This is a genomic window from Kribbella sp. CA-247076, assembly GCF_050942445.1.
Taxonomy (GTDB): Bacteria; Actinomycetota; Actinomycetes; order Propionibacteriales; family Kribbellaceae; genus Kribbella.
Map to the genome: position 1 here is coordinate 5,046,527 of NZ_CP192051.1, position 16,736 is coordinate 5,063,262.

18 protein-coding genes are annotated in these 16,736 nt (G+C 70.4%); 5 read left to right on the forward strand and 13 right to left on the reverse strand.

All coding sequences use genetic code 11. From position 1 onward, the window contains the following. Positions 1-43 precede the first annotated feature (43 nt). The gene (hflX, locus tag ACQPYZ_RS23655) at positions 44-1,525 is read right to left on the reverse strand and encodes a GTPase HflX (protein WP_433159911.1); all 1,482 of its coding nucleotides are present in this window, start codon (positions 1,523-1,525) and stop codon (positions 44-46) included. Between the two features lie 83 nt (positions 1,526-1,608). Next, positions 1,609-2,451, reverse strand: coding sequence for a diaminopimelate epimerase (gene dapF, locus ACQPYZ_RS23660; protein ID WP_433159913.1), 843 nt, complete (start codon positions 2,449-2,451; stop codon positions 1,609-1,611). 24 nt (positions 2,452-2,475) lie between these two features. Here dapF and ACQPYZ_RS23665 point away from each other — a divergent pair, with 24 nt between their 5' ends. Further along, positions 2,476-2,739, forward strand: a complete 264-nt coding sequence (locus ACQPYZ_RS23665) for a hypothetical protein (RefSeq protein WP_433159916.1) — start codon at positions 2,476-2,478, stop codon at positions 2,737-2,739. On the opposite strand, the gene ACQPYZ_RS23670 is transcribed toward ACQPYZ_RS23665, so the two are convergent. From ACQPYZ_RS23670 to ACQPYZ_RS23690, 5 genes are read right to left on the reverse strand one after another with little or no spacing between them, the layout of a single operon-like run. Beyond that, a complete protein-coding gene (locus ACQPYZ_RS23670; protein WP_433159919.1) occupies positions 2,726-4,288 on the reverse strand; it encodes an N-acyl-D-amino-acid deacylase family protein in 1,563 nt (520 codons plus the stop codon). The two genes, ACQPYZ_RS23665 and ACQPYZ_RS23670, sit on opposite strands and share 14 nt — an antisense overlap. Next, the gene (locus ACQPYZ_RS23675) at positions 4,285-5,715 is read right to left on the reverse strand and encodes a Na+/H+ antiporter NhaC family protein (protein WP_433159922.1); all 1,431 of its coding nucleotides are present in this window, start codon (positions 5,713-5,715) and stop codon (positions 4,285-4,287) included. Before ACQPYZ_RS23675 ends, ACQPYZ_RS23670 begins: the two co-directional genes overlap by 4 nt. Positions 5,716-5,731: 16 nt before the next feature. After that, positions 5,732-6,853: an o-succinylbenzoate synthase gene (gene menC, locus ACQPYZ_RS23680; protein WP_433159925.1), complete on the reverse strand. Its 1,122-nt coding sequence runs from the start codon at positions 6,851-6,853 to the stop codon at positions 5,732-5,734. Then, positions 6,843-7,484 (reverse strand): MurR/RpiR family transcriptional regulator, encoded by a 642-nt coding sequence (locus ACQPYZ_RS23685; RefSeq protein WP_433159927.1) that lies wholly within the window; start codon positions 7,482-7,484, stop codon positions 6,843-6,845. The genes menC and ACQPYZ_RS23685 overlap by 11 nt, the downstream gene beginning before the upstream one ends. Further along, complete coding sequence (locus ACQPYZ_RS23690) at positions 7,477-8,196, reverse strand: GNAT family N-acetyltransferase (protein WP_433159930.1); 720 nt, start codon at positions 8,194-8,196, stop codon at positions 7,477-7,479. Before ACQPYZ_RS23690 ends, ACQPYZ_RS23685 begins: the two co-directional genes overlap by 8 nt. Before the next feature lie 107 nt (positions 8,197-8,303). Between ACQPYZ_RS23690 and ACQPYZ_RS23695 the strand changes: the two genes are divergently transcribed. Then, positions 8,304-9,398, forward strand: coding sequence for a M20/M25/M40 family metallo-hydrolase (locus ACQPYZ_RS23695; protein WP_433159933.1), 1,095 nt, complete (start codon positions 8,304-8,306; stop codon positions 9,396-9,398). On the opposite strand, the gene ggt is transcribed toward ACQPYZ_RS23695, so the two are convergent. The 4 genes from ggt to miaA all read right to left on the reverse strand — a co-directional run bounded on the left by ggt (position 9,395) and on the right by miaA (position 13,571). After that, positions 9,395-11,215, reverse strand: a complete 1,821-nt coding sequence (ggt, locus tag ACQPYZ_RS23700) for a gamma-glutamyltransferase (protein WP_433159936.1) — start codon at positions 11,213-11,215, stop codon at positions 9,395-9,397. The two genes, ACQPYZ_RS23695 and ggt, sit on opposite strands and share 4 nt — an antisense overlap. Positions 11,216-11,363: 148 nt before the next feature. Next, positions 11,364-12,053 (reverse strand): hypothetical protein, encoded by a 690-nt coding sequence (locus tag ACQPYZ_RS23705; protein WP_433159938.1) that lies wholly within the window; start codon positions 12,051-12,053, stop codon positions 11,364-11,366. A 38-nt stretch (positions 12,054-12,091) separates the two neighbouring features. Beyond that, positions 12,092-12,607, reverse strand: coding sequence for a SigE family RNA polymerase sigma factor (locus tag ACQPYZ_RS23710; protein ID WP_433159941.1), 516 nt, complete (start codon positions 12,605-12,607; stop codon positions 12,092-12,094). Next, positions 12,594-13,571, reverse strand: a complete 978-nt coding sequence (miaA, locus tag ACQPYZ_RS23715; protein WP_433159943.1) for a tRNA (adenosine(37)-N6)-dimethylallyltransferase MiaA — start codon at positions 13,569-13,571, stop codon at positions 12,594-12,596. Before miaA ends, ACQPYZ_RS23710 begins: the two co-directional genes overlap by 14 nt. 124 nt (positions 13,572-13,695) lie before the next feature. Between miaA and ACQPYZ_RS23720 the strand changes: the two genes are divergently transcribed. After that, the gene (locus tag ACQPYZ_RS23720) at positions 13,696-13,899 is read left to right on the forward strand and encodes a hypothetical protein (RefSeq protein WP_433159945.1); all 204 of its coding nucleotides are present in this window, start codon (positions 13,696-13,698) and stop codon (positions 13,897-13,899) included. Between the two features lie 101 nt (positions 13,900-14,000). Further along, positions 14,001-14,246 carry an antitoxin gene (locus tag ACQPYZ_RS23725; RefSeq protein ID WP_433159948.1) on the forward strand — a complete coding sequence of 82 codons (246 nt, stop codon included), beginning with the start codon at positions 14,001-14,003 and terminating at the stop codon, positions 14,244-14,246. Between the two features lie 86 nt (positions 14,247-14,332). Here the strand turns inward: ACQPYZ_RS23725 and ACQPYZ_RS23730 are convergent, their stop codons facing one another. Next, a complete protein-coding gene (locus ACQPYZ_RS23730; RefSeq protein WP_433159951.1) occupies positions 14,333-15,562 on the reverse strand; it encodes an RNA polymerase sigma factor in 1,230 nt (409 codons plus the stop codon). After that, positions 15,559-15,882 carry a YciI family protein gene (locus tag ACQPYZ_RS23735; RefSeq protein WP_433159954.1) on the reverse strand — a complete coding sequence of 108 codons (324 nt, stop codon included), beginning with the start codon at positions 15,880-15,882 and terminating at the stop codon, positions 15,559-15,561. Before ACQPYZ_RS23735 ends, ACQPYZ_RS23730 begins: the two co-directional genes overlap by 4 nt. Before the next feature lie 140 nt (positions 15,883-16,022). Here ACQPYZ_RS23735 and ACQPYZ_RS23740 point away from each other — a divergent pair, with 140 nt between their 5' ends. Beyond that, on the forward strand, positions 16,023-16,538 hold the full coding sequence (locus ACQPYZ_RS23740; RefSeq protein ID WP_433159956.1) for a hypothetical protein: 516 nt from the start codon (positions 16,023-16,025) through the stop codon (positions 16,536-16,538). Positions 16,539-16,736 lie beyond the last annotated feature (198 nt).

Genomic DNA, 16,736 nt, shown 5'->3' on the forward strand with positions numbered 1-16,736 from the left:
GGGAGATCCCGGGGCCGTTTCTCGTTCGCGGCTTACTGCCGGTCTACTGCGCCGTCGCGACCTGGTACGGCGTGAGCTCGCCGGCCAGGGCCGGGTGGACGCGAGCGCTGACGCGGGTGCCGTCGGCGGTGTGCTCGAGCTGGTCGACCGAGCCCTCGGAGTGGATCCGGGAGACCAGGTCGCCGCGGTCGTACGGCAGCAGCAGGTCGAGGGCGACGTCGGGCTGCGGCAGGGCGGCCTCGACCAGCGAGCGCAGCTTGTCGATGCCCTCGCCGGTGTGTGCCGACACCACCAGGGCCCGGGACTCGCGGTGCAGGATCGGCGCCAGCGCGAGCGGGTCGGCGATGTCGCCCTTGTTGATCACGACGATCTCGGGGACGTCGGTGGCGCCGATCTCGGCCAGCACCTCGCGGACCGCCTGGATCTGCGCCAGCGGGTCCGGGTGCGAACCGTCCACCACGTGCAGCAGCAGGTCGGCGTCCGCGACCTCCTCCAGCGTGGAGCGGAACGCCTCGACGATGTCGTGCGGCAGGTGCCGGACGAACCCGACGGTGTCGGTGAACGTGTACACCCGGCCGTCGGACGTGGTCGTCCGCCGGGTGGTCGGGTCGAGGGTCGCGAACAGCGCGTTCTCGACCAGCACCCCGGCACCGGTGATCCTGTTCAGCAGCGAGGACTTGCCGGCGTTGGTGTAGCCCGCGATCGCGACCGACGGGATCGCGTTGCGCCGGCGCTCCTGGCGCAGCGTCGACCGCTTGCCCTTCAGGTCCTTCAGCTCACGCCGCAGCTTGGCGATCTTGGTGTTGATCCGGCGCCGGTCGGTCTCGATCTTGGTCTCACCGGGACCACGGCCGCCGATACCGCCGCCGGCCGCGCCGACGCGTCCACCGGCCTGGCGGGACAGGTTGCCACCCCAACCGCGCAGGCGCTGCTTCATGTACTGCAGCTGGGCCAGCTCGACCTGCGCCTTGCCTTCCTTGCTCTTCGCGTGCTGGGCGAAGATGTCCAGGATCAGCGCGGTCCGGTCGACCACCTTGACCTTGAGCCGGTCCTCCAGGTTGCGCAGCTGCGCGGGCGCCAGCTCGCCGTCGGCGATCACGGTGTCCGCGCCGAGCGAGGCGACCAGCTCGCGTAGGTCGGTCACCTTGCCGGAGCCGATGAAGGTCGCCGGGTCGGGCCGCTTGCGGCGCTGGATCACGCCGTCGAGCACCTCGGAGCCGGCGGTCTCGGCGAGCAGTTTCAGCTCGGTCAGCGAGTTCTCCGCGTCCTCGGCGCTGCCCTCGGTCCAGACGCCGACCAGCAGCACCCGCTCGAGCAGCAGCTTGCGGTACTCGACCTCGCTGATGTCGGTCAGCTCGGTCGACATGCCGACGACGCGGCGCAGCGCCTGGCGCTCTTCGAGATCCAGGCCCTCGGTGGACGGTTCCGGGTCGCGACCCGTCAACGAATCGCCGGAGTCATCGCCCTCAATGAGGTCGAGTTCGACGTCGGTGGTCTCGTCGTAAGAATGTGAATGGGTCGTCATATACCTTCCATCGTGGCACGGGCCACCAGTACAAGCGACCCGATTTCCCACGTCAACGCCCCACGCCCGGGCTGAATTCCCGATCAGACCGGAATCCAGGCCCGATCGAACTCCCCGCGAGCGTGTACGACGGCCGGCCCGGTCATCTCCAGGTGGTTGTCTTCCCGCCACGTCACCGTGATCGAACCGCCGGGTACGCCGACACGGTACGTGACCGGCCGCTCCTGCCGAGCCTGCCGGGCCGCCGCCACCGCGACCGCGCACGTACCCGTCCCGCACGACCGTGTCTCCCCCGCGCCCCGCTCGTGCACCCGCATCTCGACCTCGTTCGGCCCCCGGCGTACGACGAACTCCACGTTCGCCCCGGACGGGAACGCCTCGGCCGGGGTCCACAGCGGCTGGTCGACCAGGTGACCGGGCTCGCTCAGGTCGTCCACGAACGCGACCGCGTGCGGATTCCCCATGTCGACGTGGGTGGCCGGCCACTGGTGGCCGTTGGCCTCGACCACGATGCCCGCCGGACCGGGCAACACGGGCTCGCCCATGTCCACGGTCAGCGTGCCGTCGTCGTTCAGCACGACGTCCTTGCCCCCCGCGCGGGTCCCGACGCGGACCGGCTTGTCCCCGGCCAGCCCCGCGTCCACCAGATACCGGACGAACACGCGGATCCCGTTCCCGCACATCTCCGCGATCGAACCGTCGGCGTTCCGGTAGTCCATGAACCAGTCGCCGCCGTCCTCGACGTACGACTGCTTGCCACCCTCGATCACCCGCAGGACGCCGTCGGCCCCGATCCCGGCGTGCCGGTCGCAGAGGAAGCGCACCAGGCTCGCGTCCAGCTCCCCGTGGACCGATCCGTCGGGGTCGGGCAGCAGCACGAAGTCGTTCTCGGTGCCGTGCCCCTTCAGCCAGGCGAAGGTGCTCATGCGGTAGATCGTACGGTGTGTCCCATGGAGCTGATTGCCTACTTCTGGGAGCAGGAGGACGCCGAGGCGGTCGCTGCGCGGCTGGGCGGTACGGTCCGGCGAGGGCGGTTCCACGGTGAGGACGACGACGAGGACCACCCGTGGATCGTCGTCCTGGACGCGGTGGACCGCGCCGTGGTGGAGGAAGTGCTGACCGAGTACGACGGCTGGCTCGAGAGCGCGGCCGCCCAGCCGCCGTCGGCCCCGCCGCCGTTGCCGAACGGACCCCGCAGGTTCAAGAACCGCTGAGCACGCGCCCCGGCCGGCGACCGGTCGGTACGCCGTCCGCCAGCACCGGGACGCCCGCCACGAGAACGTGCTCGATGCCGACCGACAACTGCCACGGATCGTCGTACGTCGACCGGTCCGCCACCCGATCCGGGTCGAGGACGACGACGTCCGCGATCGCACCGGCCGTCAGCACACCCCGATCGCCGAGACCCAGCCGGGAGGCGGGCAGCGAGGTCATCCGGCGGATTGCCTCCGGCAACGACAGCACCCCCTGATCGCGCGTGTACCGGCCGAGGACGCGCGGGAACGTGCCGAAGTTGCGGGGATGCGGATGCCCGGATCCGGCGGCCGCGAGGATCCAGCCGTCGCTCGCGACACTCGTGCACGGGTGCTGCAGGACCGTCACCACGTCGTCCTCGCTCATCGCGTGGTTGACCACGCTGACCGCGGCCCGGTGGTGTTCGAGGATCCGGAGCATCGCCTCGGCGGCGTCCACGTCGTCGCGGCGGGCGATCTCGGCCAGGCTGCGGCCGCGGCAGTCCTCGTAGCGTCCAGGCGGCAGCGAGGCGATCACGACCGCTTCCGGCGCGAGCCCGCTGTCCGTGCGCAAGGCCACGGCGATCCGCTCCCGTTCGGCCGGATCCGCGAGGCGCGCGAGCAAAGAGGCCGTGCCGCCGGCCATCGCCCAGGTGGGTAGGCGTGCGGTGAGCGTCGTACTCGAGGCCGTGTACGGATAGACGTCCCAGGTGACGTCCACTCCGTCGGCGCGGGCCTGGTCGAGGCGCTCGAGGGCAGCGGTGACGAGCCCGTGGTTCGCTGCGCCGACGGCCTTGAGGTGCGAGACCTCCAGCCGTGCGCCACCGGCCCGCGCGGCGGAGATCGCCTCGTCGAGGGAGGCGAGCAACTGCGCGCCCTCGTTGCGGATGTGGGTCGAGTAGAGCAGCCCGCACTCCCCCGCTGTTGCGACCAGCGCGGCGACCTCCTCCTCGGAGGCGAACGTGCCGGGCGCGTAGATCAGCCCCGTCGAGAAGCCGACCGCGCCCTGATCGGCCGCCTCGCGGAGCAGGTCCTGCATCTGCCGCAACTCGTCCGCCGACGGCGCCCGCTCCGCGCCGCCCATGACAGCGAGGCGCAGGGACGAGTGACCGACCTGGAGCGCGAGGTTCACCGCTAGCCCGTCCCGCCCGACCGCCTCGGCGAAGCCACCCGTGTCCCGCCACGACCAGTCGTGCTCGGGCGCCAGGAACGCCGTACCGGCCTTCATCTGCTCGAGGTCGGTGATCGGGAACGGGGACCAGCCACAGTTGCCGGTGACCAGCGTGGTGACGCCTTGGTACAGCTGGGTGGTCGCGTCCGGCGAGGTCTGCGCGGTGAAGTCCGCGTGCGAGTGCAGGTCGACGAAACCCGGTGCCACGATGTTGCCTGCGGCATCGATCACGTCGGCGTCGGCGACGACCGTGTCCGGAGCGACGACGTCGACGATCCGCTCGCCGTCGACGAGCACGGTCGCGGGGACGGCGTCCGTGCCCGTGCCGTCCACGACCTGGCCGCCGGTGATCGCGATCATGTCGTCACCAGCAGGATGACGGCGTACATGACGCAGGCGGGCAGGAGCAGCATCCAGCCGGTGATGAGCATGCTCTTCAGGTCCGACGATCTGGCCAGGCCCATCGCGCCGACCATGTTGGCGTTCGGGAACGGCCCGTAGGTGTCGGCCTTGGACGCGAACAGCAGTACGACGACCCAGGCGGCCGGGCCGACGCCCGCACTCGCGGCCAGCGTCCCGAACACCTTGTCCAGCAACACGACCTGGGCCGCCGTCGCGCCGGGTACGCCGACCCAGCCGAGCAGCGCGACCGCGATCGCCACCCCGAAGCCGGAGATCGTGGCCATCTCCGGCCCCAGCTCGTCGAGGATCACCTGGAACGGCGCGAGCTGGTCGATCAGCGCGAACAGGGCCGCGAGCAACCAGAACAGCAACAGGATGCTGATCAACTTGGCGCCGCCGCGGTACATGTGCTCGGCGATGTCCCGCGCTCCCAGCCGGCCCGCGAAGCCGGTGACGATCCCCAGCAGCGGCAGGGCCAGCAGCGGGAAGCTCGTGCCCGCCTCGGTGATCGTCGCGTAGACGACCGACGCGAGCAGGACGACGAGGAACGTCGCGGTCGCGAGCCGCGGTGACCGGGCGGTCGTCGCGCTGTCGTCGGACACGAGCTCGGACAGGTCGTAGTCGTCGCCCGTTCCGGTGGTCCGGCGCTGGATGAACGCCACCACGAACGGGCCGAGCACCAGCGACAGCAGCGCCAGTGGCCCGGCGCCGTACCCGAGGTAGGTCAGGTAGTCGACGTCGGCGGCGGTCATGATCGCGACGTTGGAGCCGGCGAACGGCGCCACCGTCAGGCCGGCGCAGCCGCCGATGAAGATCATCGACGCGGTCGCCGCCCGGGTGTAGCCGAGCCGGGCGGTGATCGGCAGCACGATCGGCGCCGCGACCGCCAGCGCCCCGGCCAGCGTGCCGAGGCTCGCGACCAGGATCAGGCAGGCGATCATCACGCCGAGCACGACCGCCACCCGGCTGCGATCGCCCGCGACCCGCATCACGCCGGACACGATCGTCGAGGCGACGCCGGTGACCCGGAGCACCTCGCCGACGCCGGCACCGAGCACGATGATCAGGCCGATCGCGGTCACCGAGTCGGCCAGCGACTCCCCCAGCAGGGTGCCGGTCTTGATCGGACTCAGGCCCGCGATCAGTACGCCGGACAGCACCGCGACGACCGTGCCGACGACGATGTCCATGCCGAGCAGGCAGAGCACGGCGTACAGGACGATCGGGAGCAGGCCCCACAACGTCGGGCCGTCGGTGAGCAGCCCGGCGACGATCGACGTCACCAGGCCAGCGCCAGCGAGCGCGTTCAGCAGGCGACGGCGACCGGGGGCCACGTCCACCTGGTAAGCGTTCGCCGTCTCGGTCCTGGTCTGGTCCTGGCTCATGCGGGGTCCTGTTCTGTCAGAGTGCGAGCGTGGCCACGGTGTGCGCGGCGATCAGGCCGGTGTCGACCTGGTGGCCGAGACCCGTTGCCGTCGGCACCTGTACGACGCCGTGGTCGGCCGTGACCGCGGGCGTGATCACGTCGTGGGCGTAGTACTTGTCCGAGGCGGACACGTCCGAGGGGAGGGTGAAACCGGGCAGGCTGGAGATGGCCACGTTCGCGGCCCGGCCGATGCCGAACTCGTGCATTCCGCCGCACCAGACCGGCAGGCCGGCCTGCCGCGCGCGGTCGTGCGCGGCCCTGGCGGTGGTCAGGCCGCCCATCCGGGAGACCTTGATGTTGAGCACCCGCAAGGCCTCCAGGGCTAGCGCCGTCTCGAGGTCGTCGAGGGTCTCCACGCTCTCGTCCAGGCAGATCGGCGTCACCAGGTGCCGCTGCAGGCGCGCGTGCGCGAGCAGGTTCCGCGGGGCGAACGGCTGCTCGATCATGGTCAGCTCGAACTCGTCCAGCGCCCGCAGTGCGGTCAGGTGCTCGACCGACTCGGTGTAGATGCCGTTGGCATCGACATGGAGATCCAGGTCCGGGAAGTCCGCCCGGACGGCACGGACCGGCTCGACGTCCCACCCCGGCGCGATCTTCAGCTTGACCCGCGGATAGCCGGCCGCGACCTGACGGCGTACCTCGGTCAGGAGGTCGCCGATCGTCGGCTCGATCCCGAGCGAGACGCCGGCGGTGACCTCGGTCCGCGTGCCGCCGAGCGCCTGCGCGAGCGGAACGCCTTGCAGAGAAGCCCAAAGCACCCACGCGGCCACATCCACCCCGGCCTTGGCGAACTGGTTGCCGCGCACCTTCGACCACAGCTGCGAGACCTGCTCCGGCCGTTTCCACGACTGGCCGAGCACGGCCGGGAGCAGGTAGCGCTCGGCAACCTGCCAGCAGGTCTCGACGGTCTCGGACGCGTAGTACGGATCGGTGGGCGACGCGATCTCGCCCCAGCCGACCGCTCCGGACGCGTCCTCCAGCTCGACCAGGATGTGGTCCAGCTCCGTCTTGCGGTGCGAGCTGGTGCGGAACGCGTGCACCAGCGGCAACCGGACGCGGTGCAGCCGGGCGGCGGTGACCTTCAGCTCAGTTGACATACAGCCCCAACTCCGTGTTCAGCCGGTCGCGCTCGCCGAGTCGCCGGCGGGCTCCCTTGGCACTCGCGGTGGTCAGCGTCGCCAGCACGTGCAGCACGGACGCGACGACGGTCGGCGAGTCGACGTACGACGCGCTGCCGGTGGCGACGTAGATGCACTGGTCGGCGATCTTCGCCAGCGGTGCGTCCTCGTAGTCGGTCACGGCCACCAGCTCGCCGCCGGCCTCGGCGAACCGCCGGGCGATCTCGACGGTGTCGCGGCGGTAGCGGCGCAACGAGAATGCCACCATCAGGTCGCTCGACCGGACGTCGGACAGGACGTCGACGCCGCGCACCACCGTGCCGTCGATCAGCGTGACCTGGGACAGGCCGGCGCTCAGGTCGAAGGCGAGCAGCGAGGCGTACGAGAAGGACTTGGCCGAGCCGACGATGAAGCGCCGGCGCGCGGCGACGATCCGGGCCGCCGCCTGGGCGATCGAGTCGTCGGCCAGGATCCGGTCGAGGGCCGCCTCGATCGAGGCGCGCTCCTGCTCGACCACGCGGCGCTGCAGCATCGTCGACGACCGGCGTTGCAGGCGGGCGTCGTACCGCTCCTGGGGGCTGGTCAGCTCGCGGTTGAGATCCTCAGACATCGCTCACCGCCCCGAAGAGGTAGACGCCGGTCCCGTTCGGCAGGCGGCGGCACGAGTCGGCGGCCAGGCCCTTGCCGAGCAGGTCGGTGAAGCCCTGCCGCACCCGCTCGGCGATGTCGGGCGTGACCGCGGCCGGGTCGTCCGGCAGGGCCAGCCACGGCCGGTCCCCGGAGCCGCCCATGACGCCCCAGTCGGCCTCGGTCAGCTCCAGGTCGAGGACCTCGGGTGGACGCGGCGTGGAACGCAGGTCCCACTCGATGATCACCCGGTCGCCGCCCGGGCCGTACATGTCCGGGGAGTACCACCGGCCGCGGGCGCCGAGGACGTCGAGGTTGAAGTGCCCGTTGCGGATCTGGAACGGATCGTAGGTCCAGCGCATCCGCGTCATGCCGTGGCTGAGCGCCACCTCGCGTTGCGCGTGCTTCAGCAGGCGCCCGAGCCCGTGGCCCTGGTGGTTCGCATCGACCACGGCCGACTGGGAGTAGTGGTAGAAGCCGCGCCGGTCGGTCCCACAGAAGCCGTACGCGAACGCGACCAGCCGGTCGTGCTCGTCCAGGACGCCGACGACCGAGCCGCCGTTGCTCACCAGGGCGCCGAGGAGCCGCGGGTTCAGCGCGTAGTCCGGGTCCTGGTAGCCGAAGACCTGGCGGTACAGCACGGTCGCCTCCGCGAACCGCTCCGGAGTGGTGAGCGTGACGGGCCGGAACTCCACCGCGGCCTCCTTCAAAGATACGTAACGGATCTTGACACTGCCCTGAGTAAAACCCTCGTGGACAGAGGGAGTCAATCGATGACCGAATGATGATACGTTGACTATCTATGAGCCTGATCGAGCGCCTGCGGGAGTACGCCGAGCACGAGACGCCGACCGGCGCGGTCGACGCGCTGAACGCCTTCGCCGACCGCCTGGTGCTCCGGTACGGCGAGCTCGGCGGCACCGCCCGCCGGGTCCCGGCGCCGACCGGCGACCACGTGGTCGCCGACTTCCCCGGCCGCGGACCGCGAGCCGGCGACGCTCCCCTGCTCTTCCTCGGTCACCACGACACCGTCTGGCCGATCGGCCAGCTGGAGCAGATGCCGTGGCGCGAGGAGGACGGGGTCATCCACGGCCCTGGCGTCTTCGACATGAAGGGTGGCCTGGTCGTCCTGGAGACCGCACTCGAGCAGGTGGCCGATCAGGACCACCGGCCCGTGCGCGTGATCGTCACCGCCGACGAGGAGGTCGGTTCGCCGTCGGCGCGCGAGCTGGTCACCGCCGAGTCGGCCGGCGTGGTCGCCGCCTTCGGCCTGGAGCCGCCACATCCGAACGGCGATCTGAAGACGTCCCGTCGCGGCAGCACCCGCGTCCGGATCGAGGTCACCGGCCGGGAGGCCCACGCCGCCCTGGACACGAGCAGCGGGGTGTCCGCGATCGACGAGCTCGTCGACCAGCTGATCGCGGTCCGCGCACTCGTCTCGGAGTACGACGAGGTGCTGTGCAACGTCGGCACGATCGCGGGTGGTGGCCGGACGAACGTCGTACCGGGAAGGGCTTCGGCTGAGCTGGGATTCCGGTTCGTCGATCCGGAGACGGAGCGTGCGGTCCTCGACGCGGTGACCGGGCTACAGGCGGCGCGGGAGCACGCCGTACTCAACATCCAGGTGATATCGAGTCGGCCCGCGTGGCAAACGTCGGCGGCGGTCGACGAGCTGCTGGCGAAGGTCGCCTCAGCAGGACGGTCGGTTGGGCAGAAGGTCGGCGGTGCGGCCGCGTCGGGGGCAGCGGACACCAACCTGACCGGCTGGCTCGGGGTGCCGACGCTGGACGGCCTGGGCCCGTTGGGCAAGGGCGCGCACGCCGTCCACGAGCAGGTGATCGCGGCGACCCTGGCCGAACGGGTCGCCTTGGTCGCCGCGATCATCACCACGATCTAGCGGGGGTAGATTTCCCAGACGGTGCCGGCGGAGCCGCCGCCTCGGCGCGTCGGCTCGGCTGCGGCCAGGATCGCGCCACCGGGCAGGAACTCCAGCGCCGCGACCGCGCCGATCTCCGCCGCCGAGGTGAACGCGTCACCGGACGGGACCAGCACGTGCCCGTACGGCGTGAGCGCGGTCTTGTAGGCGTCGATGAACGGCGGCTCGGCGGTCACGGTCGCCGTGTTGCGCTGCGACGCCCGCGGCGCGGCAACGGCCTGCGGCAGCGTCATACCCCGGTCGAGCCGGTTCGTCAGCGTCTGCAGGACGGTCGTGATGATCGTCGAGCCACCCGGCGAACCCAGCGCCAGGAACGGCTTACCGCCGCGCAGCACGATCGTCGGCGACATCGACGACCGCGGCCGTTTGCCCGCCTCGATCCGGTTCGGGTCGGCCGGGTTCGGTGCGGCGGAGAAGTCGGTCAGCTCGTTGTTCAGCAGGAAACCACGACCCGGCACGGTGATGCCGCTACCGCCGGTCTGCTCGATCGTCAGCGTGTACGACACGACGTTGCCCCACCGGTCGGCGGCGACCAGGTGCGTGGTCGACAGCCCCTCGGTGTCCGGCCGCTGAGCCGTCGGGACACCGGACGCACACCGCTCGTACGACCCGTCGGGCGATCCGGCCTGCAGCGGCTTGGCGAGTGCGGTGGTCGGGTTGATCAGGCAGGAGCGCTCGGCGCCGAAGCCGCGCGAGAGCAGTTCCTTCGTCGGTACGTCGACGTAGGCCGGGTCACCGACGTACGCGCCCCGGTCGGCGAACGCCAGTGCGGACGCCTCGAGGTAGGTGTGCAGGGCCTGCGGAGTGCTCATCCGCCGGATCTTCTGCGGCGTCAGGATGTTCAGCGCCTCGCCGACCGTGGTCCCACCGGACGAGGACGGCGCCATCCCGTAGACGTCCAGGCCGTCGTACCGGACCTTCGTCGGCGCGCGGTCGATCACTCGGTACTTCGCCAAGTCGGCGGTCGTCAGCAGGCCGGGGAACACCGGGAGCTCTGCGTTCGCGGTCTTCGGCGGGTTCTGGGCGGTCGCGGCCATCTCGGCCGCCAGCTTGCCGCCGTAGAACGCCGACAGGCCCTTCTTCCCGATCAGCTCGTAGGTGTCGGCCAGATCCGGGTTCTTGAACACGGACCCGACCACGGGCGCGTCGCCGTTCGGCAGGAACAGCTTCGCGGTCGGCACGATCTGCGCGAACCGGGCCTTGTTGTCCAGCGTCTGGCCGCGGAACGTCTGGTCGACGACGAAGCCGCGATCGGCCAGCTCCGCGGCCGGCTTCAGCGCCTTGCCGAGCGACAGCGAGCCCCACTTCCGCAGCGCGGAGTCCCAGGTCGCCAGCGTCCCGGGTACGCCGACCGACAGGCCGGACGTGACCAGCTGCGCGAACGGATACGGCTGACCGGTCGCGGGGTTGACGAAGGAGTCGATCCTCATCCGGGCCGGCGCGGTCTCGCGGCCGTCGATCGTGGAGACCTTCCGCCTCTTCGCGTCGTAGTAGACGAAGTACCCGCCGCCGCCGATCCCGGCGGAGTACGGCTCGGTCACGCCGAGGGCGGCCGCGGTGGCCACGGCGGCGTCGACCGCGTTGCCGCCACGGCGCAGGACGTCCAGCCCGACCTTCGTGGCCTCCGGGTCGACCGAGGAGACGGCACCGCCGAACCCGATCGAGGTCGGCGTCTTGACCGGCGGCTGCGGTGGACGCGCGGTGGCGTTGCTCGCGGTCAGGACGGACAGGACAAGCGCACCAGCAGACAGGGATGCGACCAGCTTCTTCGGTGTCACCGGGTACTCCCGCAGGCGTCGACGGACAGGGACAAGCCCTTGCCTATCCCGAAGTCGCCGGTTGCGCCAGTCGTGGCGCGGCTGGTTGACGATGCAGGGACTCGGTTGCTTGACGGTGGAGGGGCGCGGTTGTTGCCGGCGCAGGCGGTCAGTTGACGGTGCAGGAGGCGAGGAAGCGCTGCAGGAGCTCGTCGTTCCACTCCAGGCTGCCGGCCGGGAGCTCGACCAGGAGCCACCGGTCGGCGAGCTTCACCTGACCCGCGGCGCGCCCGTCCAGCGTGCCGAGGTGGAAGGCCTTGCCGCCCTCGTCCTTCACCCGCACCGAGGTCAGGCTCTGCGCGGTCGCCGCCGAGTGCAGCACCACCTTGGTGGCGGTGTCCGCGGTCCGCGTCGTCGACCGGGACAGGACGACGCGGTCCCGCGCGATCGGGAGCTCCGGCGTCCAGCCCCTCGGCGCGAGCGTGCAGCCGATCGTGTTCCAGGGCTGCCGGTTCGCCACCAGCTGGACCGTCGGGGTGCCGAACGTCGACACCGTCTCACTGCCCTCGGCGATCATCGGTGTCGGCGTCACGGCGCCGGACGCGGTCGCGGGCGCCTGCGAGGTCTTCTCCCCGTCGCCGGTGGCGACCTCGGTGCTGCCGTTGTTCCACCACTTCACCTGGTTGCCGACCGCGAGGACGGCGGCCGACACCGCGGCCACGCAGAGTACGCCGGTCACCCGGCGGCGCCGCTTGATCCGGCGCAGGGCCCGCCGGCCGCGGCTGACATCGGCCTCGATGTCCGCGGGCGGGAGTCCGTCGGCCACCTGGTCGGCGAACCCCTCCAGCAGTTTCTTCACGTCGTCCACAGTTTCTCTCTTCCCCGCCCCGGTCGGGCTCAGTTACTCCCCGTCGCAGGATCCGTTTCCTCGCTCATCAGATCCTTCAGTCGTTTCAAGGCCTTGGCGGTCTGGCTCTTCACGGTGCCCTCGGTGCACTCCAGGATCCGCGCGCAACTGGCCACGTCCAGGTCCTGGAAGTACCGCAGGACCAGGACCGCGCGTTGCCGCGGTGCCAGCTCCAGCAGCGCCCGCCGCACCGCGAGCGTGTCCACCGGGTCCACCTCGTCGGTGAGCCGCGGCTCGAACGTCTCCGCGGTCACCACCTCCGGGTGGCGGCCGGCCCGCCGGCGTTCGTCCAGGAACGCGTTGACCAAGATGCGGTGCGCGTACGGTCCCGCGCCCTCGTGCCGGATCCGGTGCCAGTGCACGTAGACGCGCGTACAGGCGGTCTGGACCAGGTCCTCGGCGGTGTGCACGTCACCCGCGGTGAGCAGCAGCGCCGTCCTCATCAGTCGGGTTCGGTCCGCGAGCAGATACTCGCGGAACTCGGCCTCACGGTCACCCCCTCGCATCTCTGGCCCCCAGGCCTTCTTCCATCCCGACTACGCCGTCGCCCTCGGTTCGGTTGCCTTCGGCTATCACGTTCAGTGCCTTCTCCACCAGATCGGGGTCGTCGTACCGGAGCCAGGTGATGCGACGGTCCTTACGGAACCACGAGTCCTGCCGCCGGGCGAACCGGCGGGTGGACTGCGCGGTCCGCTCCCGCGCCTCCCGCTCACTGATCTCGCCGTCGAGCAGCGCGATCACCTGCGAGTAGCCGAGGGCACGGTTGGCCGTCCTCCCCTCAAGCAAACCCTTGTTCAGCAGATCTCGCACCTCGTCCACGAATCCCGCGTCGAACATCCGGTCCACCCGGCGGCCGATCCGCTCGTCCAGCTCCGGCCGCGGTACGTCGAGGCCGAGCTGGACGGCCCCCGGGTAGACGTAGTGGTGCTCGGGCAGCGTGGCGACGTACGGTCCGCCGGTGAGCTCGATGACCTCGAGCGCCCGGACGATCCGCCGGCCGTTGCTCGGCAGGATCTGCGCGGCCGCGGCCGGGTCCTTCTCCGCGAGCCTGGCGTGCAGCGCCCCGGAGCCGATCTCCGCGAGCTCCTGCTCGAGCCGCTCCCGGATCGCCGCGTCGGTGCCCGGGAAGACGAAGTCGTCCAGGATCGCCCGGACGTACAGCGCCGACCCGCCGGCCAGAACGGGCGTGGTCCGCCGGCTGATGCAGTCGTCGATCGCCGCCCGGGCCAGCTGCTGGAACTCGGCCACGGTCGCGGTCTCGGTCACGTCCAGGAGGTCCAGCAGGTGGTGCGGTACGCCGTCGCGCTCCGACGGGCCGATCTTCGCCGTACCGATGTCCATCCCGCGGTAGACCTGCATGGCGTCGGCGTTCACCACCTCGCCGCGGAGGCGTTTGCACAGGGCAACGGACAGGTCGGACTTGCCGGCCGCGGTGGGACCGACGACCGCGACGACGAGTGGTTCGGCCATCGCTCCAGTGTGTCAGTGCGCGGTTGAAGTCTTGGACAAGAGGGTGCCGCGGACCTTGTGGTTGACCCTGACTGTTCGGTAGGAACTCTGGAGATCGCAACACTCATACGGGAGGATGAACGACGTGACGAATCCGTTCGAGGAAGGCTCCGACGAGGCCAAGGACGCACTGGGTCTGGGGGAGGACGAGCAGGCCGACCAGCTGAAGCGCAGCGGCGGCGATGTCGAGTTCAGTGGTGGTGACGTCGAGTCCGGCGGAGACGTCGAATCCGGCGGTGACGTGGAGTCCGGCGGGGACGTCGAGTCCGAGCCCGACTCCGGCGTCTGATTTCAGGACAGCGGAGATCCCACAGTTCCGGCGTACGAGGTGCGAAGATCACCGTTAGCTGTCTGTAAGCATTCAACTACGCAGGAATGGGAGCCCCGGCGATGGGCATCTTCGACAAGTTCAAGGGCAAGGCTGAGGACCTGAAGGACAAGGCCGGCGACCTGGTCGACCAGCACGGCGACAAGGTGGGCCAGGGTCTGGACAAGGCCGGTGACTTGGTCGACGACAAGACGGGCGGCAAGTACGGCGACAAGATCGACCAGGGTGTCGACCAGGCCAAGAACCGTCTCGACGGTCTCGACGGCCAGAACGACGACATCCCCGACAACCCGAACCGCCCCGCCTGATCACACCACCTGGAGGGCCGCAGGCACCCGCTTGCGGCCCTCCGGCACGTCCACCTCCGGCTGCTACCTGACCGGCGGCCCGGATGTCAGCCGAGTTGGTCGCGGCGGCGGGTGAGGTAGGCGGTTTCGGCGGTGTTGCCGGCCAGGGCGATGGCCTGGTCGTACGCCTCCCGGGCCTGCCGGCTGCGGCCCAGCCGGCGCAACAGCTCGGCCCGGGTCGCCTGGTATGCGTGATAGCCGGCCAGCTTCCCGTCGAGGCGTTCGACCGCCGCCAGCGCCACCTCCGGCCCGTCCAGCTCGGCCACCGCGATCGCCCGGTTCATCGCGACGATCGGCGACGGATCGACCCGGACGAGTTGGTCGTACAGGGCAACGATCTGCGACCAGTCCGTGTCGCGGACGTCGCGCGCATCCGTGTGTACGGCGTTGATCGCGGCAAGGATCTGGTACCTCCCCGGTGCCTCCCCCGCGGCCAGCCGCTCACGGACCAGTTGATGGCCCTCGGCCACCATCGCCGTGTCCCAGGCACCACGATCCTGCTGGTCGAGCGACACCAGCTCCCCGGTCGCCGAGACGCGCGCCGTACGACGGGCCTCGGTGAGCAGCATCAACGCCAGCAACCCCGCGACCTCCCCGTCGTCCGGCATCAAGGCACGGATCAGCCGCGTCAGCCGGATCGCCTCCGCGGTCAACTCGTGCCTCACCGGATCGGTGTCCGGCCCGGACGCCAGGTAGCCCTCGTTGAAGACGAGGAACAGGACGGCGAGTACGCCGGACACGCGGCCCGGCAGGTCCTCCGCGGCCGGCACGCGGTACGGGATGCGCGCCGCCTTGATCTTCGCCTTCGCCCGGGTGATCCGCTGCCCGACCGTGTTCTCCTGCACCAGGAACGCGCGGGCGATCTCGGCCACGGTCAGCCCGCCGATCATCCGCAGCGTCAGCGCCACCCGGGCCTCCATCGCGAGCGCCGGATGGCAGCACGTGAAGATCAGCCGGAGCCGCTCGTCGTCGATCACCCCGAGAGGCTCGGGCGGGTCGTCGGACAACATCTGAGCCTCCCTGTGCTTGTCGTCGCGCTTGCTCTCGCGCCGGATCCGGTCGATGGCCTTGCGGTTCGCGGTCGTGGTCAGCCAGGCGCCCGGGTTCGGCGGTACGCCGTCGTCCGGCCACCGCGCCACGGCCGTCGCGAACGCCTCCGCCGCCGCCTCCTCGGCGATGTCCAGGTCGCCGAAGCGCCTGGTGAGCGCGGCGACCACCCGCGCCCACTCCTCGTGATGGACCCGGGTGATCGTCTGCTCGACGTCCGCCGTACTCACAGGAACGGCCGCACCTCGACCTTCCGGTTGCACGCCTTCGACCCGTCCGCGGCCAGCTTGAGCGCCACGTCCAGGTCGGGCGCCTCGAAGATCCAGAACCCCGCGAGGTACTCCTTCGACTCCACGAACGGCCCGTCGGTGAACAACGGCTCCCCACCCCGGTTGTCGATCACGGTCGCCGTCGTCGGCGAGCTGAGCCCACCCGCGAACACCCAGTGCCCCGCGGCCCGCACGCCGTCGTTGAACGCAGTGATAGCCGCCATCTCGTCCGAAGTCGCCGAGTTGGTCCTGTCGTCAATCACCGAAACGAAGTACTGCATCACGCTCTCCCATCTGTCGGTCACCCCTACAACGAACGCCCCCCACCCGATCCGACACCCACCCCGAAACATGATGTCGAACTACTAGAACACGAAGCCCGCTGCTTGCTCCCCTCGGACCTAGTAACTACCTTTGAGGTATGGCCGAGCTTCCGGAAGTCACCTTCACCGACCTGCTGCAGCGACCGACCGAGACCGTCGAGAAGCTGAAGCGAGGACGTGCGCTGCGAGTACATCGGCGGGGCACGGAGGACGACCTGATCCTCACCACGGCGGCCCGGGCCGACCAGGACGATCAGCTCGTCGAGGTCGCGACCCGGCTGCTGCGAGCGATCATGAGCGACCCGGTGATGCGCTCGACGCACCTGCTCGACGTACTGCCGCAGGTCTTTCCCTGGATGCGGTTCCTTCCCACGGCCGACCGCACTGAGTTCGTCCGAGAGTTGATCGAGGTCATGAGCGCCGGTCAAGAAGTCGGGTCGTCGGTTCCTGCGCTGCAGCTGATCACGGAGTGGCGCAACACCGCCCAGGTCCACGCCGATCCGGAGCTGCTCGAGACTCTCCGCTCGACGACGATCGAGGACGCCGGCAACAGTCCCGAGCCCCCGGCCCCCAACTCGAGCCCCGCAAAGCGCACGCCACACAGCCAGCGCTAGGTGCCGTCGCGATCCACGATGCCGACGAGTCCTTTGGGCATCTCGCGCCCACGCCAGGCTCACCGCAGTCCGGTCGCACAGGAATCACACCCGGCCGCCCGCCTGCTCGCAGCCGTCCGCCGATCGGATTGGCCAGCATCCACGGGTTGCGCGCGCCGGAGGCGCCGACAGGGCAGCCGCCGCGCAGCGGTGTCCTTT

What these genes read in the sequence shown, in the direction of transcription:
- hflX (WP_433159911.1), bottom strand. Translation starts at nt 1,525, where the DNA reads ATGACGACCCATTCACATTCTTACGACGAGACCACCGACGTCGAACTC.
- dapF (WP_433159913.1), bottom strand. Translation starts at nt 2,451, where the DNA reads ATGAGCACCTTCGCCTGGCTGAAGGGGCACGGCACCGAGAACGACTTC.
- ACQPYZ_RS23665 (WP_433159916.1), top strand. Translation starts at nt 2,476, where the DNA reads ATGGAGCTGATTGCCTACTTCTGGGAGCAGGAGGACGCCGAGGCGGTC.
- ACQPYZ_RS23670 (WP_433159919.1), bottom strand. Translation starts at nt 4,288, where the DNA reads ATGATCGCGATCACCGGCGGCCAGGTCGTGGACGGCACGGGCACGGAC.
- ACQPYZ_RS23675 (WP_433159922.1), bottom strand. Translation starts at nt 5,715, where the DNA reads ATGAGCCAGGACCAGACCAGGACCGAGACGGCGAACGCTTACCAGGTG.
- menC (WP_433159925.1), bottom strand. Translation starts at nt 6,853, where the DNA reads ATGTCAACTGAGCTGAAGGTCACCGCCGCCCGGCTGCACCGCGTCCGG.
- ACQPYZ_RS23685 (WP_433159927.1), bottom strand. Translation starts at nt 7,484, where the DNA reads ATGTCTGAGGATCTCAACCGCGAGCTGACCAGCCCCCAGGAGCGGTAC.
- ACQPYZ_RS23695 (WP_433159933.1), top strand. Translation starts at nt 8,304, where the DNA reads ATGAGCCTGATCGAGCGCCTGCGGGAGTACGCCGAGCACGAGACGCCG.
- ACQPYZ_RS23710 (WP_433159941.1), bottom strand. Translation starts at nt 12,607, where the DNA reads ATGCGAGGGGGTGACCGTGAGGCCGAGTTCCGCGAGTATCTGCTCGCG.
- miaA (WP_433159943.1), bottom strand. Translation starts at nt 13,571, where the DNA reads ATGGCCGAACCACTCGTCGTCGCGGTCGTCGGTCCCACCGCGGCCGGC.
- ACQPYZ_RS23725 (WP_433159948.1), top strand. Translation starts at nt 14,001, where the DNA reads ATGGGCATCTTCGACAAGTTCAAGGGCAAGGCTGAGGACCTGAAGGAC.
- ACQPYZ_RS23735 (WP_433159954.1), bottom strand. Translation starts at nt 15,882, where the DNA reads ATGCAGTACTTCGTTTCGGTGATTGACGACAGGACCAACTCGGCGACT.
- ACQPYZ_RS23740 (WP_433159956.1), top strand. Translation starts at nt 16,023, where the DNA reads ATGGCCGAGCTTCCGGAAGTCACCTTCACCGACCTGCTGCAGCGACCG.